The sequence below is a fragment of the Streptomyces sp. MS191 genome (assembly GCF_008042125.1).
Classification (GTDB): domain Bacteria; phylum Actinomycetota; class Actinomycetes; order Streptomycetales; family Streptomycetaceae; genus Streptomyces.
Genome location: NZ_RDBI01000066.1, coordinates 678979 through 700034, shown reverse-complemented (window position 1 = coordinate 700034; position 21056 = coordinate 678979). Strand labels below are relative to the sequence as shown.

The window sequence follows — 21056 nt, the reverse complement described above, 5'->3', positions numbered from 1 at the left end:
CCCTTCCGTCGTCACTTCGAGACGTTGACGGCAGCGGAAGCGTCGTCGCCCAGCAGCTTCCCGTCAGAGGTCTCGAACTGCTTCTTGAACTCCGCGATGGCGTCGGCCACGGACTGCAGGGTGTCGTCCGACAGCTTGCCGCCCTCACGGATGGAGCTCATGAGACCGGAGTGGCTCTGGCGCAGGTACGCCAGGAGCTCGGCCTCGAAGCGGCGGATGTCGGACACCGGGACGTCGTCCATCTTGCCGGTGGTGCCGGCCCAGACCGAGACGACCTGGTTCTCCGTGGGCATCGGCTGGTACTGAGCCTGCTTGAGCAGCTCGACCATCCGCTGGCCACGCTCCAGCTGCGCCTTCGACGCGGCGTCCAGGTCGGAACCGAAGGCGGCGAACGCCTCCAGCTCACGGAACTGGGCCAGGTCGACACGGAGGCGACCGGAGATCTGCTTCATCGCCTTGTGCTGGGCGGAGCCACCGACACGCGAGACCGAGATACCGACGTTCAGGGCCGGACGCTGGCCGGCGTTGAACAGGTCGGACTCCAGGAAGCACTGGCCGTCGGTGATGGAGATGACGTTGGTCGGGATGAACGCCGAGACGTCGTTGGCCTTCGTCTCGACGATCGGCAGACCGGTCATCGAGCCCGCGCCCATCTCGTCCGAGAGCTTCGCGCAGCGCTCGAGGAGGCGGGAGTGCAGGTAGAAGACGTCACCCGGGTAGGCCTCACGGCCCGGCGGGCGGCGCAGCAGCAGCGACACGGCGCGGTAGGCGTCGGCCTGCTTCGACAGGTCGTCGAAGACGATCAGGACGTGCTTGCCCTGGTACATCCAGTGCTGGCCGATGGCGGAGCCGGTGTACGGCGCCAGGTACTTGAAGCCGGCCGGGTCGGACGCCGGGGCGGCGACGATCGTCGTGTACTCGAGCGCACCGGCCTCCTCCAGCGCGCCGCGCACGGACGCGATGGTGGAGCCCTTCTGGCCGACGGCGACGTAGATGCAGCGGACCTGCTTGTTCACGTCGCCGGAGCGCCAGTTGTCACGCTGGTTGATGATCGTGTCGACGGCTAGCGCGGTCTTGCCGGTCTGACGGTCGCCGATGATCAGCTGACGCTGACCGCGGCCGACCGGGGTCATGGCGTCGACGGCCTTGTAGCCGGTCTCCATCGGCTCGTGGACCGACTTGCGCTGCATGACGCCGGGCGCCTGCAGCTCGAGGGCGCGGCGGCCCTCGGTCGCGATCTCGCCGAGGCCGTCGATCGGGTTGCCGAGCGGGTCGACAACGCGGCCGAGGTAGCCCTCGCCGACACCTACGGAGAGGACCTCACCGGTGCGCTGCACCGGCTGACCCTCCTCGATACCGCTGAACTCGCCGAGGACGATCGCACCGATCTCGCGCTCCTCGAGGTTGAGGGCGAGACCGAGGGTGCCGTCCTCGAACTTCAGCAGCTCGTTCGCCATGGCGGAGGGCAGGCCCTCCACCTTCGCGATGCCGTCGCCGGCCAGGCTGACCGTTCCGACCTCCTCGCGCGAGGCCGCGTCCGGCTGGTACGACTGGACAAAGTTCTCCAGCGCGTCCCGGATCTCCTCCGGCCGGATCGTGAGCTCCGCCATCTGGGTTCCCTGCTCTCCTTGTTGGGCCCGAAGTTTCTTAGGGGTCTGGGGGCCGACCCCCAGGAATCTTCTGCAATCTCTGCACGGCCCAACCGGGCCGCTGGTCATGCTTGTTGTTTTGGTGGCTGCTGCCGTCAGCCGGCCAGTCGCCGGGTCGCCTCGTCGAGGCGCTCCGCGATGGTCCCGTTGATGACCTCGTCGCCGACCTGCACCGCGATCCCGCCGAGGACCGTGGGGTCCACGTCGAGGTTCAGGTGCATCTCGCGGCCGTACAGCTTGGCCAGGACGGCACCGAGGCGCTGCTTCTGCTGGTCGGACAGCGGCACCGCAGTGGTGACGACCGCGACCATCCGGTCCCGCCGCGCCGCGGCGAGCTTGGAGAGGGACTCGAGTCCCGCTTCCAGGCTACGTCCACGCGGCTGCGTCACGAGACGGACGACCAGACGCTCGGTGACCGGGTTGGCCTTGCCGCCGAGCAGGCTGCGCAGCAGCTCGCTCTTGGCGGACGCCGTGGCGGCCTTGTCCGTCAGCGCCGAGCGGAGCCCGGTGCTGGAGGAGACGATCCGGCCGAACCGGAACAGCTCGTCCTCGACGTCGTCGAGCGCGCCGGCCTGCTGCGCCGCGGTGAGGTCGGCGGTGTTCGCCAGCTCCTCGACCGAGTCGACCAGGTCACGCGACTGCGACCAGCGGGAACGCACCATGCCGGACACCAGGTCGACGGCCGCGCCGCCCACCTGACCGCCGAGCAGTCGCCCGGCGAGCTCGGCCTTGGCCTCGCCCGCCTGCGCCGGGTCGGTCAGGACCCGACGCAGCGACACCTCGCGGTGGAGCAGCGCGGTGACCGCGGCCAGCTCGCCCGCGAGCTTCGCGGCGTCGACCGAGGTGTTGTCGGTCAGCGCGTCGAGGGACTCGCGCGCGCCGGCCAGTGCCTCGCGGCTCGCTCCGTTCATCGGACGGCCTCGGCCTTCTCCTCGAGCTCGTCGAGGAAGCGGTCGATCGTGCGGCTCTGGCGGGCGTGGTCCTCGAGGGACTCACCGACCAGCTTGCCGGCCAGGTCGGTGGCGAGCTTGCCCACGTCCTGGCGCAGCGAAGTCGCCGCGGCCTTGCGGTCGGCCTCGATCTGAGTGTGGCCGGCCGCGATGATCTCCTCGCGCTGGCGCTGGCCTTCCGCCTTCATCTCCTGGATGATCGCGGTGCCCTGCTCCGTCGCCTCCTGGCGAAGACGCGCGGCCTCGTGGCGGGCCTCGGCGAGCTGGGCCTTGTACTGCTCCAGCACACTCTGGGCCTCGATCTGGGCCGACTCGGCCTTCTCGATGCCGCCCTCGATGGCCTCGCGACGCTCGTCCAGAACCTTGTTGATGTTCGGGAGGAGCTTCTTGGCGAGGAAGCCGAAGACGATGACGAAGGCGATCAGGCCGATGACGAGCTCGTCAAGATGCGGGATCAGAGGAGGCTGGGGCTCCTCCGCCTGCGCAAGAAGCAGAGCGTTCACATCAGTGCCTTCCGTAAAAAAGGTTCGGGCTGTCGGTCCGGCTTACTGGTAGACGAAGCCCATGACGATGCCGATGAGGGCGAGCGCCTCACAGAACGCGAAGCCCATGATCTGGTTGGTGCGGATCAGACCGGCGGCCTCGGGCTGGCGGGCGAGGGCCTGCGTACCGTTACCGAAGATGATGCCGACGCCGACGCCGGGGCCGATCGCGGCCAGGCCGTAGCCGATCGAGGCGACGTTGCCGACGACGTTCTCCTTGGCGYCGGCGGCGAGGTTGACCATGTCGAGAGCAGCGGACATGCCGTTACTTCCTTCTCTTTCAATGACCCGGTGGGGGTTGGCCACCGGACGACAGTTGGCTTGGGGGTGGTGCGGCTGGTCTGGTCGGGCTCAGTGGTGCTCGGCGAGCGCGCCCTGGACGTAGCTGCAGGCCAGGAGGACGAAGACGTACGCCTGGACGGCCTGGATGAAGAGCTCGAAGGCGGTCATCACGAGGACCATCACGAACGAGGCGCCGGCGTAGACGAAGCCCAGGCCGTTCATGAGGTACCAGGTGGCCAGCGAGAACATCACGATGAGCAGGTGACCGGCGAACATGTTCGCGAACAGTCGCACCGCGTGCGTGAAGGGCCGGATGAGGAGGTTCGAGAAGAACTCCAGGACGACGACCATCGGGAGGATCGCGCCGAGGGACTTGTCGTAACCGACGATGTTCTTCCAGCCGCCGACGAAGCCGTGCTTCTTGAAGGTCAGCGAGACCCAGAGGACGTACACGATCAGGGCGAGACCGGCCGGGAAGGCGATCAGCGAGGTGACCGGGAACTGGGCGAGGGGAATGATCGACCAGAGGTTGAGCATCCACACGAAGAAGAACAGCGACACCATCAGCGGGACGTACTTCTCGCCGTCCTTCTTGCCGATGATCTCGTAGACGATGCCGCGGCGCACGAAGTCGTACCCGGCCTCGCCGACCATCTGCATCTTGCCGGGGATCAGCTTGGGCTTGTTGAAGGCGGCCCAGAAGAACCCGACGACCACGATCGAGCCCAGGATCGCGAGCAGCATGGGCTTCGTGAACTCGAAGCCGCCCCACGTGGCGATCGGCTCGTACATGAACGTGTGCAGGCCCGGCGCCGGGAAGCCGCATCCACTGAAGATGTGGCAATCCGGGTCGAAGGCAAGCGTCTGGTCAGCACTCACCGCGGGCTCCTTCAGCGTGGCGCATAGGTACGGCAACCTCGTTGTGTCGGCGCGGCACGCAGCCGCGGGTCGGCACTGGACTGGTCTTACGGATAGGGGGGCGGCGGTTCGGCGTCGAGCCTCGCGCTGGGACAGGCGTCAGCTCGGATGCCCGCGCCCGCAATGCCGCAGTTGGCACCGGACGATAGCAGGAAGCCGATGGCGCCTTTATCCCGGCCCTACCCCTCACGTCGACGACCCCGTCTTCTTGGGCTTGTCGCCGTTCGAGGAGTCGGGGTCGACGTAAAGGATCTTGGCCTTCATGTAGGCACGGGCCTGTGCGGCGATCCACACGATGGTCACTGCGAGCAGGGTGAAGGCGAACGCCTTGAAGTCGAACCAGGTGGTGTTCTTCAGCAGGGCCATCAAAATGAACAGCAGCAGCAGCTGGGCCGTGTAGAGCATCAGCCCCATGGCCTGGAACAGGTGCGGGAGCGACTTCGCGGTCCGCTGGAGCACCACGAGCCCGATACCCATGAAGGCGATGACCACGACGCAGCCGAGGACGGCGCCGAGCACCCCTTCGCCGCCGGCGACCACGCCGCTGATGACCGCGGCGATGGCGCCGGTGGCCGCAGCGGGAATGGCAGCTGACAGAAGGATGCGTGCGTCGTTGGACGGCATGGCGGTGTCTCCGCTTGCTTGGTGGGGGCAGTGGTGCAGGGGTGTCGTCGAGGACGAGCGTAGGCCCGGTCCGAGGTGTGTCTCGGGGCCAACAGACCGTCGCACTACGGTCTTTCGGCTCTGTCGCCGGGTCTCGTGAACCGTATCACAAACTATTTGAATAGGTCTTTACCCGTGGGTGTGCGGACTGTCACACATGAGAGGTACTCCGCGCGTGTGTGCGCGAAGCGACGTCGAGTTGTCTGGTAATGCGCCCGTGCGGGGCATTCGTCAACTCGGCGTTCCGGCCTTCCGCCGGTCGGTGAAGCGCGAGCGGTGACCGATGGCGGTCGACCCGTTGACCCCGGCCGGCACCGGAATGCGCTCGGGACGGTCCTCCAGGGCGCCCTGAGGGGTCCCAGCCGCCCCGGAGACGGCCGCGGAGGCTGCCTCCGGCTGGACGGGACGGGAACGGCGGTACCGGGGCGGCACGAAGGACTCCGCCCATCTCGGCGCCCGCGGCGCGAAGCGCGGCAGCAGGAGCAGCACCAGACCGAGCGCGCTCAGGAAGACGACCGTCAGCACGATCCACATCGACGTGGAGTGCACCGAGTAGGCGAGCGTGCCGAACGCGATCAGCGCCGACCAGAAGTACATGATCAGCACGGCCCGGCTGTGCGAGTGGCCGATCTCCAGCAGCCGGTGGTGCAGGTGGCCGCGGTCGGCCGCGAACGGGGACTGCCCGTTCCAGGTGCGGCGCACGATCGCCAGCACCAGGTCGGCCATCGGGATCGCGATGATCGTGAGCGGCAGCAGCAGCGGGATGAAGACCGGGAGCGCGGCGTGGGTGGCCTCTCGGGTCGAGCCCTCGAACAGCTTCAGGGTGTCCGGGTCGACCTGCCCGGTGATCGAGATCGCCGACGCGGCCAGGATCAGGCCGATCAGCATCGAGCCGGAGTCGCCCATGAAGATCCGGGCCGGGTGCATGTTGTGCGGCAGGAAGCCGAGGCACATGCCCATCAGGATCGCCGCGAACAGCGTCGCGGGGGCGGCGGCCTCGATCATGTAGCCGTACCAGAGCCGGTAGGCGTACAGGAAGAACGCCGCCGCGGCGATGCAGACCATGCCGGCGGCCAGGCCGTCCAGACCGTCGACGAAGTTCACCGCGTTGATGGTGATGACCACCAGGGCGACCGTCAGGAGGGTGCCCTGCCACTGGGTCAGCGCGACGGTGCCGACACCGGGGATCGGCAGCCACAGGATCGTCAGACCCTGCATGACCATCACGCCGGCCGAGATCATCTGCGCGCCCAGCTTGATGAGCGCGTCGAGTTCGAACTTGTCGTCGAGGACGCCGATCAGCCAGATCAGGGCGGCGCCGGAGAGCAGCGCGCGAGGCTCGTTGGAGAGCTCGAAGACGCTGTTCAGGTTCTGCAGGTGGTCCGCGACCAGCAGTCCGGTGCAGAGCCCGAAGAACATGGCGATGCCACCGAGCCGCGGAGTCGGTTCTCGGTGTACGTCGCGGGCGCGGATCTCCGGCATCGCCCCGGTCGCGATGGCGAACTTCCGCACCGGACCGGTGAGCAGATAGGTCACCGCGGCCGTGACACAGAGCGTCAGCAGGTAATCACGCACGGGCTGCCCCACAGGAATCGCTGGCCATCTCAGCCCCACACCCTAGCCGGGCCGTCCATGTGCTTGAGGACATCCGACCGGTGCGTACGGTTGCACTGTGAGGCCCGTCACCCGCCATACGGGGGAAATCCACCCGTAAGGGAGCGCACTTCCGCGCGCACGCGGGCCGTCTCCGCGGCGTCGTCGCGCAGCGCGAGCGTGAACAGCGCGGCGATCCGGGCCATCTCCGGGGCGCCCATGCCCTGGGTGGTGACGGCGGCCGTGCCGAGACGCAGCCCGCGCCCGTCCCCGTACGGCAGGGCGCAGGTGTCGAGCACCATGCCGGCCGCGGCCAGCCGCAGCCGGGCCGTGCGGCCGTCGACGCCCAGCGGCGCGGGGTCGGCGGTGATGAGGTGGGTGTCGGTGCCCCCGGTGGTGACGGCGAAGCCCTCGGCGGCGAGCGCCGCGGCGAGCACCCGGGCGTGCGCGACCACCTGATGGGCGTACGTGGCGAAGCCGGGGGCGGCCGCCTCGCCGAAGGCGACCGCCTTGGCGGCGATGGTGTGCATCTGGGCACCGCCCTGGGTGAACGGGAACACCGCCCGGTCGACCCGGTCGGCCAGATCGGCCCCGCACAGGACCATGCCGCCGCGGGGACCGCGCAGCACCTTGTGGGTGGTGGCGCAGACGACGTCGGCGTACGGGACGGGACTGGGCGCCGCTCCCCCGGCGACCAGCCCGATCGGGTGGGCGGCGTCGGCGATGAGGTAGGCGCCGACCTCGTCGGCGATGTCGCGGAAGACCGCGTAGTCGATGTGTCGCGGGTAGGAGATCGAACCGCAGACGATCGCCTTGGGACGGTGGTGGCGGGCCAGCGCGGCGACCTGCTCGTAGTCGATGAGCCCGGTCTCGGCGTCGACGCCGTAGGGCACGAAGTCGAACCAGCGCCCGGAGAAGTTCGCGGGCGAGCCGTGGGTGAGGTGGCCGCCGTGGGCGAGCCCCATGGCCAGCACGGTGTCCCCGGGCCTCAGCAGGGCCGCGTACGCGGCCAGGACCGCGGAGGAGCCCGAATGGGACTGGACGTTCGCGTGCTCGGCGCCGAAGAGGGACTTGGCCCGGTCGACGGCGATCCGCTCGGCGGCGTCCGCGTACTCGCAGCCGCCGTGGTGGCGGGCGCCGGGATATCCCTCGGCGTACTTGTTGGCGAGCGGGGAGCCGAGCGCGGCCAGGACGGCGGGCGAGGTGAAGTTCTCGGCGGCGATCAGCTGGAGGTCCTCGGTCTGCCGGCGCACCTCCCCGAGCAGCACGTCGGCGATCTCCGGGTCCTGCCGCCGCAGGACGTCGAGTTCCTCTTCGGGTGGAGCGGTGACCGGCATCTGTGGCTCCCGGCGTGGGCTGGGCTTCAGCTCCAATGTAGGCGCGTCGCCCCGGCTCTGCCCGCCGTTCACCCGCGGCTGGGCCGTCCGGCCCAAGCCGGCCGGCCGCTCCCCCGCGTCCGGGCCGGCGCCGCCCCGCGCGGGCCGGCCGTCAGCGCCGTGCGGACACGCCGGTCAGCGCCGTGACGACCGGGTCCAGCGCCTGGTTGATCTCGTCGCCGATCGAGCGGAAGAAGGTGATCGGTGCTCCGTACGGGTCGTTCACCTCGYCCGCCTCCACGCTCGGGGCCAGAAGCCACCCGCGTAGAGCCGCGGCCGCACGGACCAGGGCGCGGGCACGTTCGACCATGCCCTCGTCCCGCGGATCCGGCAGCGTCGCGGGGTCTATCGCGCGGACCAGGCGGGTGAACTCCTTCAGGGTGAAGGTGCGCAGACCCGCCGAGTGCCCCATCGAGATGACCTGGGCCCGGTGGTCGCGGGTCGCCGTCAGCACGAGGTCCGCCCTGATGACGTGCTCGTCCAGCAGCTCACGGCCCGTGAAGCCGGTGGCGTCCGCGCCGAAGTCGGCGAGGACCAGCTCGGCGTTGGCCTCCATCGGAGCCCCTTCGTGGCCCCAGGTGCCCGCGCTCTCCACGATCAGGCCGCCGCCGCGCGGGTCGCCCAGCCGGTCGCACAGGGCATGCCGCGTCAGCCGCTCGGTGATCGGCGAGCGGCACACGTTGCCGGTACTGACGTGGAGGATGCGGAAGGAACTGCTCTCCGGCCCCGCTATGCCACGCCCCTCAGGGGCCGTCAACTGGCCACCTCGAGGTCGGGTACCACCTTGCGGAGCTCCTCCGGGGACAGCGCGCCCTCACGCAGCAGCACCGGGACCTTGCCGGTCACGTCGACGATGGAGGAGGGCACGATGCCGGGCGTCGGGCCGCCGTCCAGGTAGACGGAGACGGAGTCGCCGAGCATGCCCTGCGCCGCGTCGCAGTCCTCCGGAGAGGGGTGTCCCGTCAGGTTCGCCGAGGACACGGCCATCGGGCCGACCTCGGTCAGCAGCTCGATCGCGACGGGGTGCAGCGGCATCCGGATCGCGACGGTCCCCCGGGTGTCGCCGAGGTCCCACTGGAGCGACGGCTGGTGACGCGCGACCAGCGTCAGCGCGCCCGGCCAGAACGCGTCGACGAGCTCCCACGCCTGCTCGGAGAAGTCCGTGACGAGCCCGTGCAGCGTGTTCGGGGAGCCGATCAGCACCGGGGTGGGCATGTTGCGGCCCCGGCCCTTGGCCGCCAGCAGGTCCGCGACGGCCTCCGAGCTGAAGGCGTCCGCGCCGATCCCGTAGACGGTGTCGGTGGGCAGCACGACCAGCTCGCCGCGGCGGACGGCGGACGCGGCCTCGCGCAGACCCGTCACGCGGTCGGTCGCCTCGTTGCAGTCGTATCGCCGAGCCATTTAGCGGGCCTCCCAGTTCGTGGTCACTACGGGGTCTCTCGGGCAGGGGGACGTCATGGCGTCGCCTTGCGGGCGGTCGCGAAACGCGGCCGCTTGTTCAGGTCGGGGTGGTCGGCGGCGTCCGCCCAGCCGGCCTCCTCGTTGAAGATCCACGGAACCTGGCCGCCCTGCGTGTCCGCGTGCTCGATGACCACGAGACCCCCGGGGCGCAGCAGCCGGTGTGCGGTGCGCTCGATGCCCCGGATGGTGTCGAGACCGTCCTCGCCCGAGAACAACGCCATCTGAGGATCGTGGTCACGGGCCTCGGGCGCCACGTACTCCCACTCGGTGAGCGGGATGTACGGCGGGTTGGAGATGACGAGGTCGACCTGGCCGTCGAGCTCCGGCAGGGCGCTCAGCGCGTCGCCCTGGTGGACGGTGACCCGCGAGCCCTCGGCGTTCTTCCGGGTCCAGACCAGGGCGTCGTCGGACAGCTCCACGGCGTGCACGCGGGCGCGCGGGACCTCCTGCGCCATGGCGAGCGCGATCGCGCCCGAGCCGGTGCACAGGTCGACGATCAGCGGCTCGACCACGTCCATGGCGCGCACGGCGTCTATGGCCCAGCCGACGACCGACTCGGTCTCCGGACGGGGCACGAAGACACCGGGCCCCACCTGGAGCTCCAGGTAGCGGAAGAACGCCCGCCCGGTGATGTGCTGGAGCGGCTCACGCGCCTCGCGACGGGCGATCGTCTCCCAGTAGCGGGCGTCGAAGTCGGCGTCCTTGACGTTGTGCAGTTCCCCCCGCTTCACGCCGTGCACGAACGCGGCGAGCTCCTCCGCGTCGAAACGCGGTGAGGGCACGCCGGCGTCGGCCAGCCGCTGGGTGGCCTGGGCCACCTCGGCAAGCAGCAGGTTCACGCTGGTCCTCCGTGGTGCGGGGTGGGGCTGACGGGCTCGTGTGCTCAGGCCGCGGCGAGCTTGGCGGCCGAGTCGGCGTCGACACAGGCCTGGATCATCGGGTCCAGGTCGCCGTCGAGCACCTGGTCCAAGTTGTACGCCTTGAAGCCGACGCGGTGGTCCGAGATGCGGTTTTCCGGGAAGTTGTAGGTCCGGATCTTCTCGGAGCGGTCGACGGTGCGTACCTGGCTGCGGCGGGCGTCCGCGGCCTTGGACTCGGCCTCCTCCTGGGCCGCGGCGAGCAGCCGGGAGCGGAGGATACGCATGGCCTGCTCCTTGTTCTGGAGCTGGCTCTTCTCGTTCTGGCAGGAGGCCACGATGCCGGTCGGCAGGTGCGTGATGCGCACCGCGGAGTCGGTCGTGTTGACGGACTGGCCGCCGGGGCCGGACGAGCGGTAGACGTCGATCCGCAGGTCGTTCTGGTGGATCTCGACGTCGATCTCCTCGGCCTCGGGGGTCACGAGGACACCGGCCGCGGAGGTGTGGATCCGGCCGGCGGACTCGGTGGCGGGCACGCGCTGGACGCGGTGCACCCCGCCCTCGTACTTCAGCCGCGCCCAGACGCCCTGGCCGGGCTCGGTCGCGCCGTTGCCGCCCTTGGTCTTCACGGCGACCTGGACGTCCTTGTAGCCGCCGAGCTCGGACTCGGTGGAGTCGATGATCTCGGTCTTCCAGCCCACGCGCTCGGCGTAGCGCAGGTACATCCGCAGCAGGTCGCCGGCGAACAGGGCGGACTCGTCGCCACCCGCGCCGGCCTTGATCTCGAGGATGACGTCCTTGTCGTCGCTGGGGTCGCGCGGGACGAGCAGCAGCCGCAGCTTGTCGGTCAGCTCCTCGCGCTGCTTCTCCAGCTCCTTGACCTCGGCGGCGAAGTCGGGGTCGTCGGCGGCCAGCTCCTTGGCCGTCTCGATGTCCTCGGCCGACCGCTTCCACGCCTTGTAGGTGCCGATGATCGGGGTCAGCTCCGCGTAGCGCTTGTTGAGCTTGCGCGCGTTCGCCTGGTCGGAGTGGACCGAAGGGTCGGCGAGCTTCTTCTCGAGGTCGGCGTGCTCGCCGACCAGGTCCTCGACCGCTTCGAACATCGGGTGCTCCTGGGGTGGATTCGTGAGGGGGGCTGCGGGAAAACCACTGCGGGGACGGCAAAGCGCCGGTCCGGTCCCCCCGTGCGGGAGCGACCAAGGACCGGCGCAGTGACGTGCTACTTCTTGGCCGCACCCTTGCCGAAGCGGGCCTCGAAGCGGGCGACGCGGCCGCCGGTGTCGAGGATCTTCTGCTTGCCCGTGTAGAACGGGTGGCACTCGGAGCAGACCTCGGCACGGATGGTGCCGTCGGTCAGGGTGCTACGGGTGGTGAACGACGCGCCACAGGTGCAGCTGACCTGGGTCTCGACGTACTCGGGGTGGATCTCGCGCTTCAAGGTGTCTCCTAGTTTCGGGAGGGCACCGGGTCGCCGTGCGGGATGCACATGCGTGAACCGGGGCCGACGTACCAGTCTGCCAGGACCGGCCGTATCTCCCAAAACCGGGTCCTGCGCGAAACTATTCCGGCCACGGCCGGAGCGTCTCCGCGGCCGGGTCCGGGGGGCGGTTCCGCGGCCGGGTCCAGGGGCGGTTCCGGGGCGGCACGGGGTGGTGCGGGACGGTGCCGGGACTACCGGACGACGCCCTCGGCCTTGCCGGTGGCCGCGTCCTCGGTCGCCGAGGCGGGGATCGGGCGGTCCGCCTTCAGCGCCTTCCAGACCTGGTCGGCCTCGGCCTGCAGGGGCACCACCCGGTTCGGGTCGGCGGGGTCGTACCGGACCGGCATGGTCACCATGTCGACGTCGTCCGCGCCGATCCTGCCGAGGCCGCGGGCGAAGCCGAGGAGCTCGTCGACCGAGTCGAGCTCGGAGTCCGGGGTGATCGCCTTGGTGGCGGTGTCGGCGAGGCCGAGGAGCTTCTGCGGGCTGCTCAGCACGCCGACGTCCTTGACCTGCGCGATGAACGCCTTGATGAAGGCCTGCTGCAGCTGTATGCGGCCGAGGTCGCTGCCGTCGCCGACGCTCTTGCGGGTGCGCACCAGGCCGAGGGACTGCTCGCCGTCGAGCGTGTGGGTGCCCGGGGCGAGGTCGAGGTGGCTCTTGGCGTCCTTGATGGGGACCGTGGTGGTGACGTCGACGCCGCCGAGCTTGTCGATGAGCTTCTTGAAGCCGCTGAAGTCGACCTCGATGTAGTGGTCCATGCGGATGCGGGACATCGACTCGACGGTCTTGACGGCGCAAGCCGGGCCGCCGACCTCGTACGCGGTGTTGAACATCGCCCGGTCGTCGCCGGCGACGGTGCCGCCCTGATCGTCGGTGCACTTCGGGCGGTCGACGAGGGTGTCGCGCGGGATCGAGACGACGCTCGCCTTCTTGTGGCCCTCGTAGACGTGCACGACCATCGCGGTGTCGGAGCGGGCGCCGCCCTCGTCCTTGCCGTACGCGCCGTTGTCGCCGGAGCGGGAGTCGGAACCGAGGACGAGGATGTCCATCGATCCGTCGTCGACGTTCTGGGGGCGGTCGGAGCCGAGCCGGGTGTTGATGTCGACGCCCTCGAGGTTGCCGTTGAGCTTGAGGTACGTGTACCCGAGCCCGGAGCCCCCGACCACGACGAGCACGGCGGCGCCCCAGGCGGCGGCGATCGCCGCGCGCCTGCCCCTGGTGGGCGGCTTACGGCGGCTGCCGGTGCCACGTATGCGGGCGTTCCTGGACTGCTCGGTCATCTTCTACCTCGGGTCTATGGTTCACCTTCTGTGACGGCGAAGCACCCGAAAGGGTTGCATAGTCCTCTGTGAGGTTTGGATGAGTGATGGAGCGCGACGGTCCGCGACGCACGATGCCCACCGTGCGAGGCACGGTGGGCATCGTGGTCTTTGCGCAGGTCGCGGCGGGGATCACGGCCCGGGGGGCCGGATCACCGCCGCGTGACGGAGATCTCGTCAGTCGTTGTTGCCGGCCGACGGGGTCGTCTTCTGGATCTGCAGCAGGAACTCGCCGTTCGACTTCGTCTGCTTCATCTTGTCGAGCAGCAGCTCGATCGCCTGCTGCTGGTCGAGCGCGTGCAGCACGCGACGCAGCTTCCAGGTGACGGCGAGCTCGTCGCTGCCGAGCAGGATCTCCTCCTTGCGGGTACCGGACGCGTCGACGTCCACCGCCGGGAAGATGCGCTTGTCGGCGAGCTTCCGGTCGAGCTTGAGCTCCATGTTGCCGGTGCCCTTGAACTCCTCGAAGATCACCTCGTCCATGCGCGAGCCGGTGTCGACCAGCGCGGTGGCCAGGATGGTCAGCGAGCCGCCGTCCTCGATGTTGCGCGCGGCACCGAAGAAGCGCTTCGGCGGGTAGAGCGCGGTCGAGTCGACACCACCGGACAGGATGCGGCCGGAGGCCGGGGCGGCGAGGTTGTACGCGCGGCCCAGGCGGGTGATCGAGTCGAGCAGGACGACCACGTCGTGACCCAGCTCCACGAGACGCTTGGCGCGCTCGATGGCCAGCTCGGCGACGGTGGTGTGGTCCTCGGCCGGACGGTCGAAGGTCGAGGAGATGACCTCGCCCTTGACCGACCGCTGCATGTCGGTGACCTCTTCCGGACGCTCGTCGACCAGGACGACCATCAGGTGGCACTCGGGGTTGTTCGTGGTGATCGCGTTGGCGATCGCCTGCATGATCATGGTCTTGCCGGTCTTCGGCGGGGCCACGATCAGGCCTCGCTGGCCCTTGCCGATCGGCGACACGAGGTCGATGATCCGCGTGGTCAGCACACCCGGGTCCGTCTCCAGACGGAGGCGGTCCTGCGGGTAGAGCGGGGTCAGCTTGTTGAACTCCGGGCGGCCACGGCCGGAATCGGCGGCCATGCCGTTCGCGGAGTCCAGGCGGACCAGCGCGTTGAACTTCTCGCGGCGCTCGCCCTCCTTCGGCTGGCGCACGGCGCCGGTGACGTGGTCACCCTTGCGCAGGCCGTTCTTGCGGACCTGGGCGAGGGAGACGTACACGTCGTTCGGGCCGGGCAGGTAGCCGGAGGTCCGGATGAACGCGTAGTTGTCGAGGATGTCCAGGATGCCCGCGACGGGGATCAGGACGTCGTCCTCGTTGACCTGGACCTCGGGGCCGCCGAAGTCCTCACGGCCACGACGGCCGCGACGGTCGCGGTAGCGTCCGCGACGGCCACGACGGCCGCCCTCGTCGTCGAAGTCGTCCTGCGGGCCGTTCTGCTGACCCTGCTGGCCGCCCTGGCGCTGCTGACGCTGGCCGCCCTGGCCACCGCCCTGCTGGTCGTCGCCACGGCCGCGGTCACGGCGGTCGCGCTGACGCTCACCGCGCTCACCGCGCTCGCCGCGGTCACGGCGCTCGCCGCGGTCACGACGGCCACGGCCCTCGGCGCCGTCGACGGCGGCCTCGGCCTTGCCGTCACCGGACGCGTCGGTACGGGTCTCGGTCCGCGTCTCGCCCTTGGCGGCCTGGGCGGTCTCCGCCTTGGCCTCGCCCTCGGGCGCGCCGGCCGGGGCGGTGGCGCGGCGACGGCGACGCTCGCCGGCCGGCTGGTCGTCGCTGGCGGGCTGACCGGGGATGTCGATCTGCTGCTGGGCGACGGCCTTCTCGGCCTTCTCCGCCTTGGGGGCGGCGCTCTCCGGCGCGGCCTCGCCCGTGCGGGTCTTCGAGGTGGTGCGGCGCTTCGGCTTGGTCTCGGCCGAATCGGCGGAGGCGGCCTTGGCGGGGGCGGAGCCTCCGGCCTGCGCCTCCTTGATGACCTCGATCAGCTGGCTCTTGCGCATGCGCGCGGTGCCCCTGATGCCGAGGCCGGACGCGACCTGCTGCAGCTCGGCCAGGACCATGCCCTCAAGGCCGGTGCCGGAGCGGCGGCGCCGTGCGGTGGTGCCGGTGGCAGCACCTGCGGCGGGCGCGGTGGCGTCGACACTGTTGTCGGCAGTCACGCCCATCAGATCGGTGGTGTCGCTCACGAAGGGTCCTTCCCTGGAGCGGACGTCGGCCATCTGGCTCGGCGACCGGTTGTGCTGTCCGACGCCGATCCTGCTTGTGGACCGTGTCGGGGCGGTGGTCCCGCCGGGTGCGGCGGAAGAGAAAAAACGTGCTGTGGGTCCGGCCCGAGGCCCCCTGCTCGGCCCTCACCGTGGGAGAGCGAGGGGTGTCGTGCCGGTTCCGGAGCGTGCTCAAAACTGCTCAGGCAGGCTGCTCAGGCAGTTGAGGAGGCTTCCGGAAGAATGGGTGGTCCCTGATGGGGACACTCCGCACCGCGCCACAAAGACCTCGGGTGCAGACTTGAGGTTAACACTACCGGCTCCAACAAACATTCCCCCTCTCCATCACCGGCAATCCCGCGCCCTACGGGGCGAGCGGCAGAACACTCGCTCCGGACGCGTCGAGGTCGAGCCGGTTCGCGGCCCATCCGTCGCCTGCCAGTCGGGCGACCTTGTCGGCCGTCCCGTGTTCGGCCAGCGCGAGCACCGTGGGGCCCGCGCCGGAGATGACCGCGGGGACACCGTCCGCCCGCAGTCGGTTCACGAGCGCGATGCTCTCCGGCATCGCGGGCGCCCGGTACTCCTGGTGCAGCCGGTCCTCGGTGGCCGCGAGCAGCAGCTCGGGGCGGCGGGTCAGCGCCTCCACGAGGAGCGCGGCGCGCCCGGCGTTGGCCGCGGCGTCGACGTGCGGGACCGTACGGGGCAGCAGGCCGCGGGCGGTCTCGGTCAGCACCGGCTTCCCGGGGACGAAAACCACCGGAACGATGGAATCGGAGGGAGCCATCCTGATCGCCCGGGCGGCACCCGACTCGGTCCAGGCGAGGGTGAATCCGCCGAGCAGACAGGCGGCGACGTTGTCGGGGTGGCCCTCGATCTCGGTGGCCAGTTCCAGCAGGGCCGCCTCGTCGAGGCGGGCGTCCCCGCCTATGGTCACGGCGCGGGCGGCCACGATGCCGGCGCAGATGGCGGCGGAGGAGGAGCCGAGGCCCCGGCCGTGCGGGATGCGGTTGGCGCAGACGACCTCGAGGCCGCGCGGCTGCCCGCCGAGCAGGTCGAAGGCCGTACGCAGGGAGCGCACGAGCAGGTGGCTCTCGTCGCGCGGGAGCGTGTCGGCGCCCTCGCCGGCGATGTCGACGTGGAGCCCGGAGTCGGCGACCCGGACGACGACGTCGTCGTAGAGACCCAGCGACAGGCCGAAGGCATCGAAGCCCGGGCCGAGGTTGGCGCTGGTGGCGGGAACGCGCACCCTTACGGCGGCGGCGCGGAACGCGGGACCGGCCATCGCTCGATGACTCTCCTTGACTCTGACTGCGGGATTTCCAAGAGAAGTACGCAAGACCCGGGGGCCGTTTCTGCCTCGGGGGCGACAACGGCAACGACACCGCGCATATGCAACGGGGCGGGTTTCGGTACAGCCTATCGAAGGAAGGTTCTGTGGCGACATAGGGCGCACAGGAGGCGCACGATGCGTGTCGCGAGCCTTCCTGTGCGCCTATGTACGTTCCTGGTCGGGTTTGCCTCCGCGGGGAATCCCCTGGTGGGAGCCACCGGGGGTGCCGCGGAGGGCGGACCGGACCGGATCGCGCGGAACCGGGGTTACGCGAGACCGAGGCGCTCGGCGGCGGCCGCGGCGTCCACCGGGACGGTGACGGGCTGCGGCGCGCCGGCGACCGCCCAGTCGGGGTCCTTCAGGCCGTTGCCGGTGACCGTGCAGACGATCCGCTGGCCCGGGTCGACCTTGCCCAGCTCGGCGGCCTTCAGCAGGCCGGCCACCGACGCGGCCGAGGCGGGCTCGACGAAGACGCCCTCCTGGGAGGCCAACAGGCGGTAGGCGCGCAGGATCTCACGGTCCGTCACCTCGTCGATGAAGCCACCCGACTCGTCGCGCGCGGCGATCGCGTAGTCCCAGGAGGCCGGGTTGCCGATGCGGATCGCGGTCGCGATGGTCGTCGGGTCCTTGACGACCTCGCCGCGCACGAGCGGCGCCGAGCCGGAGGCCTGGAAGCCCCACATCCGCGGCCGGTGCGTGGACATCGCGTCGGCGGCGTACTCGGTGTACCCCTTCCAGTACGCCGTGATGTTGCCGGCGTTGCCGACCGGCAGCACGTGGATGTCGGGGGCGTCGCCGAGCGCGTCGACGATCTCGAACGCGGCGGTCTTCTGACCCTCGATACGCACCGGGTTGACCGAATTGACCAGAGCCACCGGGTAGTTCTCGGAGAGGCTGCGCGCCAGCGTCAGGCAGTCGTCGAAGTTGCCGTCGACCTGGAGGATCTTCGCGCCGTGCACGAGGGCCTGGCCCATCTTGCCGAGCGCGATCTTGCCCTGCGGCACGAGGACGGCGGACACCATGCCGGCGCGCACCGCGTAAGCGGCCGCGGACGCCGAGGTGTTGCCGGTGGAGGCGCAGATGACGGCCTGCGCGCCCTCCTCCTTGGCCCGGGTGATGGCCATCGTCATGCCACGGTCCTTGAAGGACCCGGTGGGGTTGGCGCCCTCGACCTTGAGGTGCACCTCGCATCCGGTGCGCTCGGAGAGCACCTGAGCGGGGACGAGCGGCGTGCCCCCCTCACGGAGCGTGACGACGGGCGTCTTGTCCGTGACCGGAAGGCGGTCCCGGTACTCCTCGATGATGCCGCGCCACTGGTGGGTGCCCTTGCTGGTCATGGGTCCTTACTCCCCTTCAACACGCATGATGCTGGCGACACCGCGCACGGTGTCGAGCTTGCGCAGCGCCTCGACGGTCCCCGAGAGGGCGGCGTCGGGCGCGCGGTGGGTGACGACGACGAGGGAGGCCTCGCCGTCCTTGCCCGTCTGGCGGACGGTGTCGATCGACACGCCGTGCTCGGCGAAGACCGTCGCGACCTGGGCGAGGACGCCCGGCTTGTCGGCCACGTCGAGGCTGATGTGATACCGCGTCACGACCTCGCCCATGGGGCTCACGGGCAGCTGGGTGTACGCGGACTCGCCGGGGCCGTTGGCCTCGTTGAGCTTGTTGCGGCACACGGCGACGAGGTCGCCGAGTACGGCCGAGGCGGTCGGGGAACCACCGGCGCCGGGGCCGTAGAACATCAGCCGTCCGGCGGCCTCGGCCTCGACGAAGACCGCGTTGTACGCCTCGCGGACGGAGGCCAGCGGGTGGCTCAGCGGGATCATCGCGGGGTGCACGCGCGCGGTGACGGACTCGCCGTCGGCGGAGCGCTCGCAGATGGCGAGCAGCTTGATGGTGCAGCCCATGCGCTTGGCGGAGGCGAAGTCCGCGGCGGTGACCTCGGTCATGCCCTCGCGGTAGACGTCGTCCAGCCGGACCCGGGTGTGGAAGGCGATCCCGGCGAGGATCGCGGCCTTGGCGGCGGCGTCGAAGCCCTCGACGTCGGCGGTCGGGTCGGCCTCGGCGTATCCGAGGGCGGTGGCCTCGTCGAGCGCCTCGGAGTACCCGGCGCCGGAGGTGTCCATCTTGTCGAGGATGAAGTTCGTCGTCCCGTTGACGATGCCCATCACGCGGTTGATCTTGTCGCCGGCGAGGGACTCGCGCAGCGGCCGGATGAGCGGGATGGCGCCGGCGACGGCGGCCTCGTAGTAGAGGTCCTGGCCGTGCTGCTCGGCGGCGGCGTACAGGCTCGCGCCGTCCTGGGCGAGCAGCGCCTTGTTCGCCGAGACGACCGAGATGCCGTGCTCGAAGGCGGTGGTGATGAGGGAGCGGGCCGGCTCGACGCCGCCGATGACCTCGACGACGACGTCGATGTCGCCCCGTTTGACCAGGGCGGTGGCGTCGGTGGTGATCAGCTCGGGCGCGATGCCCTCGCGGACCTTGTCCGGTCGGCGGACCGCGACGCCGGCGAGCTCGACCGGGGCGCCGATGCGCGCGGCGAGGTCGTCGGCGTGCGTCGTCATGATGCGCGCCACCTCTGAGCCGACCACACCACAGCCCAGCAGCGCCACCTTCAGCGGACGCGTACGCATCATCCGACCTCGTTTCTCGTACTTCTTCGTATCTCTACGGTGGGAACCAGTCTCACTCACCGGACGGAGGTTTCTGCCCTCCGTCCGGATCCTGAGACATCTATTTCATCACCCGACATCGAGGCGCAGGAGATCTTCCTCCGTCTCGCGTCGGACGATCACCCGGGCCTCGCCGTCGCGGACGGCGACGACAGGCGGGCGGAGCGCGTGGTTGTAGTTGCTGGCCATGGACCGGCAGTACGCGCCGGTCGCCGGCACGGCGATCAGGTCGCCCGGCGCCAAGTCGGCGGGCAGGAAAGCGTCCTTGACCACGATGTCGCCGCTCTCGCAGTGCTTGCCGACGACCCGGGACAGCATCGGCTCGGCCTCGCTGGTCCGCGAGACGAGCGCGACGCTGTACTCGGCGTCGTACAGCGCGGTCCGGATGTTGTCGGACATGCCGCCGTCGACGCTCACGTAGGTCCGCAGTCCGTCGAGGGGCTTGATCGTGCCGACCTCGTAGAGGGTGAACGCGGTCGGGCCGACGATCGCCCGCCCGGGCTCGACCGAGATGCGGGGCGTGCGCAGCCCGGCGGCCTCGCACTCGCGCGTCACGATCTCGGTGAGGGCCTTGGCGATGTGGTGCGGCTCGCGCGGGTCGTCCTCGGAGGTGTACGCGATGCCGAGCCCGCCGCCGAGGTCGATCTCGGGCAGCTCGACGCCGTGCTCGTCGCGGACCTCGGCGAGCAGCTGGACGACACGGCGGGCCGAGACCTCGAAGCCGGCCATGTCGAAGATCTGCGAGCCGATGTGCGAGTGGATGCCGATGAGCTCCAGGCCGTCCAGGCGCAGCGCCCGGCGCACGGCCTCGGCGGCCTGGCCGCCGGCGAGGGCGATGCCGAACTTCTGGTCCTCGTGCGCCGTGGCGATGAACTCGTGGGTGTGCGCCTCGACGCCGACGGTGACCCGGATCTGGACGCGCTGGCGCTTGCCGAGGGCCTGGGCGGTGTGGGCGACGCGGACGATCTCCTGGAAGGAGTCGAGGACGATGCGGCCGACGCCGACGGCGACAGCCCGCTCGATCTCCTCGGGGGACTTGTTGTTCCCGTGGAAGGCGATGCGCTCGGGCGGCATGCCGGCGTCGAGGGCGGTGGCCAGCTCGCCGCCGGAGCACACGTCGAGGTTCAGTCCCTCTTCCTTGAGCCACCGCACGACCGCCCGGGAGAGGAAGGCCTTGCCCGCGTAGAAGACGTCGGCGTCCTTGCCGAAGGCGTCCGCCCAGGCGCGGCAGCGGGCGCGGAAGTCCGACTCGTCGAGGAAGTAGGCGGGGGTGCCGAACTCCTCGGCGAGCTCGGCGACCGTCAGCCCGCCGACGGTGGCGACACCCTGCTCGTTCCGCTCGACCGTCCGGGCCCAGACCTTGGGGTCGAGCCGGTTCAGGTCGGTGGGCGGCGCGGTGTAGTGCCCCTCGGGGAGGACGTCGGCGTGGCGGGGCCCTGCGGGGTGGGCGGAACGACTCATGTCTGCTCTTTCAGATCCGATCGGGTGCGGTGATGCCGAGCAGGGACAGGCCACCGGCGAGCACCGTCCCGGCGGCTTCGGCGAGCGCGAGCCGGGAGCGGTGGGCGGCCGAGGGTTTCTCGTCGCCGCGGGGCAGCACCGTGTGCTGGAAGTCGAGCAGCGCGTCGGCGACCGCCTCCAACTGCCGGACGACCCGGTCGGGCGCGCGATGCCGCGCGGCGGCGGCGAGGACGACGGGCTGGTCCCCGAGCACGCCGACGAGACGACGGGCGGCGGGGGGCTCTTGGGG

General features: G+C 70.3%; 20 protein-coding genes. All 20 read right to left on the bottom strand.

Going from position 1 to position 21056, the window contains the following annotated elements; genetic code table 11:
- Positions 1 to 11: 11 nt before the first annotated feature.
- Positions 12 to 1610, bottom strand: a complete 1599-nt coding sequence (gene atpA / locus EAO71_RS31845) for a F0F1 ATP synthase subunit alpha (protein ID WP_147981245.1) — start codon at positions 1608 to 1610, stop codon at positions 12 to 14.
- A 134-nt stretch (positions 1611 to 1744) separates the two neighbouring features.
- Positions 1745 to 2560: a F0F1 ATP synthase subunit delta gene (locus EAO71_RS31840; RefSeq protein ID WP_147981244.1), complete on the bottom strand. Its 816-nt coding sequence runs from the start codon at positions 2558 to 2560 to the stop codon at positions 1745 to 1747.
- Positions 2557 to 3102, bottom strand: coding sequence for a F0F1 ATP synthase subunit B (locus EAO71_RS31835; protein ID WP_147981243.1), 546 nt, complete (start codon positions 3100 to 3102; stop codon positions 2557 to 2559). Before EAO71_RS31835 ends, EAO71_RS31840 begins: the two co-directional genes overlap by 4 nt.
- Before the next feature lie 42 nt (positions 3103 to 3144).
- A complete protein-coding gene (gene atpE, locus EAO71_RS31830; protein ID WP_147981242.1) occupies positions 3145 to 3402 on the bottom strand; it encodes an ATP synthase F0 subunit C in 258 nt (85 codons plus the stop codon).
- A 90-nt stretch (positions 3403 to 3492) separates the two neighbouring features.
- Complete coding sequence (gene atpB, locus EAO71_RS31825) at positions 3493 to 4302, bottom strand: F0F1 ATP synthase subunit A (RefSeq protein ID WP_147981241.1); 810 nt, start codon at positions 4300 to 4302, stop codon at positions 3493 to 3495.
- 225 nt (positions 4303 to 4527) lie between these two features.
- Positions 4528 to 4965 carry a hypothetical protein gene (locus EAO71_RS31820; protein WP_147981240.1) on the bottom strand — a complete coding sequence of 146 codons (438 nt, stop codon included), beginning with the start codon at positions 4963 to 4965 and terminating at the stop codon, positions 4528 to 4530.
- 270 nt (positions 4966 to 5235) lie between these two features.
- A complete protein-coding gene (locus EAO71_RS31815) occupies positions 5236 to 6579 on the bottom strand; it encodes an MraY family glycosyltransferase (protein WP_147981239.1) in 1344 nt (447 codons plus the stop codon).
- A gap of 107 nt (positions 6580 to 6686) precedes the next feature.
- Entirely contained in the window at positions 6687 to 7934 is a 1248-nt protein-coding gene (locus EAO71_RS31810) for a serine hydroxymethyltransferase (RefSeq protein WP_147981238.1), read from the bottom strand.
- A 151-nt stretch (positions 7935 to 8085) separates the two neighbouring features.
- Positions 8086 to 8730, bottom strand: coding sequence for an arsenate reductase/protein-tyrosine-phosphatase family protein (locus EAO71_RS31805; RefSeq protein WP_147981237.1), 645 nt, complete (start codon positions 8728 to 8730; stop codon positions 8086 to 8088).
- The gene (locus tag EAO71_RS31800) at positions 8727 to 9374 is read right to left on the bottom strand and encodes an L-threonylcarbamoyladenylate synthase (RefSeq protein ID WP_147981236.1); all 648 of its coding nucleotides are present in this window, start codon (positions 9372 to 9374) and stop codon (positions 8727 to 8729) included. Before EAO71_RS31800 ends, EAO71_RS31805 begins: the two co-directional genes overlap by 4 nt.
- A gap of 53 nt (positions 9375 to 9427) precedes the next feature.
- On the bottom strand, positions 9428 to 10273 hold the full coding sequence (prmC, locus tag EAO71_RS31795; protein ID WP_147981235.1) for a peptide chain release factor N(5)-glutamine methyltransferase: 846 nt from the start codon (positions 10271 to 10273) through the stop codon (positions 9428 to 9430).
- 44 nt (positions 10274 to 10317) lie between these two features.
- Positions 10318 to 11394 (bottom strand): peptide chain release factor 1, encoded by a 1077-nt coding sequence (gene prfA, locus EAO71_RS31790; protein ID WP_147981234.1) that lies wholly within the window; start codon positions 11392 to 11394, stop codon positions 10318 to 10320.
- 116 nt (positions 11395 to 11510) lie between these two features.
- A complete protein-coding gene (gene rpmE, locus EAO71_RS31785) occupies positions 11511 to 11729 on the bottom strand; it encodes a 50S ribosomal protein L31 (RefSeq protein WP_147981233.1) in 219 nt (72 codons plus the stop codon).
- Positions 11730 to 11962: 233 nt separating this feature from the next.
- Positions 11963 to 13054: an LCP family protein gene (locus EAO71_RS31780; protein ID WP_147981232.1), complete on the bottom strand. Its 1092-nt coding sequence runs from the start codon at positions 13052 to 13054 to the stop codon at positions 11963 to 11965.
- A gap of 216 nt (positions 13055 to 13270) precedes the next feature.
- Positions 13271 to 15286, bottom strand: a complete 2016-nt coding sequence (rho, locus tag EAO71_RS31775; protein ID WP_315986624.1) for a transcription termination factor Rho — start codon at positions 15284 to 15286, stop codon at positions 13271 to 13273.
- Between the two features lie 382 nt (positions 15287 to 15668).
- Positions 15669 to 16586 carry a homoserine kinase gene (thrB, locus tag EAO71_RS31770; RefSeq protein WP_147981230.1) on the bottom strand — a complete coding sequence of 306 codons (918 nt, stop codon included), beginning with the start codon at positions 16584 to 16586 and terminating at the stop codon, positions 15669 to 15671.
- Positions 16587 to 16900: 314 nt separating this feature from the next.
- Complete coding sequence (gene thrC, locus EAO71_RS31765) at positions 16901 to 17971, bottom strand: threonine synthase (RefSeq protein ID WP_147981229.1); 1071 nt, start codon at positions 17969 to 17971, stop codon at positions 16901 to 16903.
- Between the two features lie 6 nt (positions 17972 to 17977).
- A complete protein-coding gene (locus EAO71_RS31760) occupies positions 17978 to 19270 on the bottom strand; it encodes a homoserine dehydrogenase (RefSeq protein ID WP_187282894.1) in 1293 nt (430 codons plus the stop codon).
- A 105-nt stretch (positions 19271 to 19375) separates the two neighbouring features.
- A complete protein-coding gene (lysA, locus tag EAO71_RS31755; RefSeq protein ID WP_147981228.1) occupies positions 19376 to 20767 on the bottom strand; it encodes a diaminopimelate decarboxylase in 1392 nt (463 codons plus the stop codon).
- A 10-nt stretch (positions 20768 to 20777) separates the two neighbouring features.
- On the bottom strand, positions 20778 to 21056 hold a 279-nt coding region (locus EAO71_RS31750; RefSeq protein WP_261992433.1), incomplete at its 5' end, for a DALR anticodon-binding domain-containing protein.

Bases quoted from the DNA above. Each gene is read 5' to 3' on its own strand.
- atpA (WP_147981245.1), bottom strand. From the start codon at position 1,610: ATGGCGGAGCTCACGATCCGGCCGGAGGAGATCCGGGACGCGCTGGAG.
- EAO71_RS31840 (WP_147981244.1), bottom strand. From the start codon at position 2,560: ATGAACGGAGCGAGCCGCGAGGCACTGGCCGGCGCGCGCGAGTCCCTC.
- EAO71_RS31820 (WP_147981240.1), bottom strand. From the start codon at position 4,965: ATGCCGTCCAACGACGCACGCATCCTTCTGTCAGCTGCCATTCCCGCT.
- EAO71_RS31810 (WP_147981238.1), bottom strand. From the start codon at position 7,934: ATGCCGGTCACCGCTCCACCCGAAGAGGAACTCGACGTCCTGCGGCGG.
- EAO71_RS31800 (WP_147981236.1), bottom strand. From the start codon at position 9,374: ATGGCTCGGCGATACGACTGCAACGAGGCGACCGACCGCGTGACGGGT.
- prfA (WP_147981234.1), bottom strand. From the start codon at position 11,394: ATGTTCGAAGCGGTCGAGGACCTGGTCGGCGAGCACGCCGACCTCGAG.
- EAO71_RS31780 (WP_147981232.1), bottom strand. From the start codon at position 13,054: ATGACCGAGCAGTCCAGGAACGCCCGCATACGTGGCACCGGCAGCCGC.
- thrB (WP_147981230.1), bottom strand. From the start codon at position 16,586: ATGGCCGGTCCCGCGTTCCGCGCCGCCGCCGTAAGGGTGCGCGTTCCC.
- thrC (WP_147981229.1), bottom strand. From the start codon at position 17,971: ATGACCAGCAAGGGCACCCACCAGTGGCGCGGCATCATCGAGGAGTAC.
- EAO71_RS31760 (WP_187282894.1), bottom strand. From the start codon at position 19,270: ATGATGCGTACGCGTCCGCTGAAGGTGGCGCTGCTGGGCTGTGGTGTG.
- lysA (WP_147981228.1), bottom strand. From the start codon at position 20,767: ATGAGTCGTTCCGCCCACCCCGCAGGGCCCCGCCACGCCGACGTCCTC.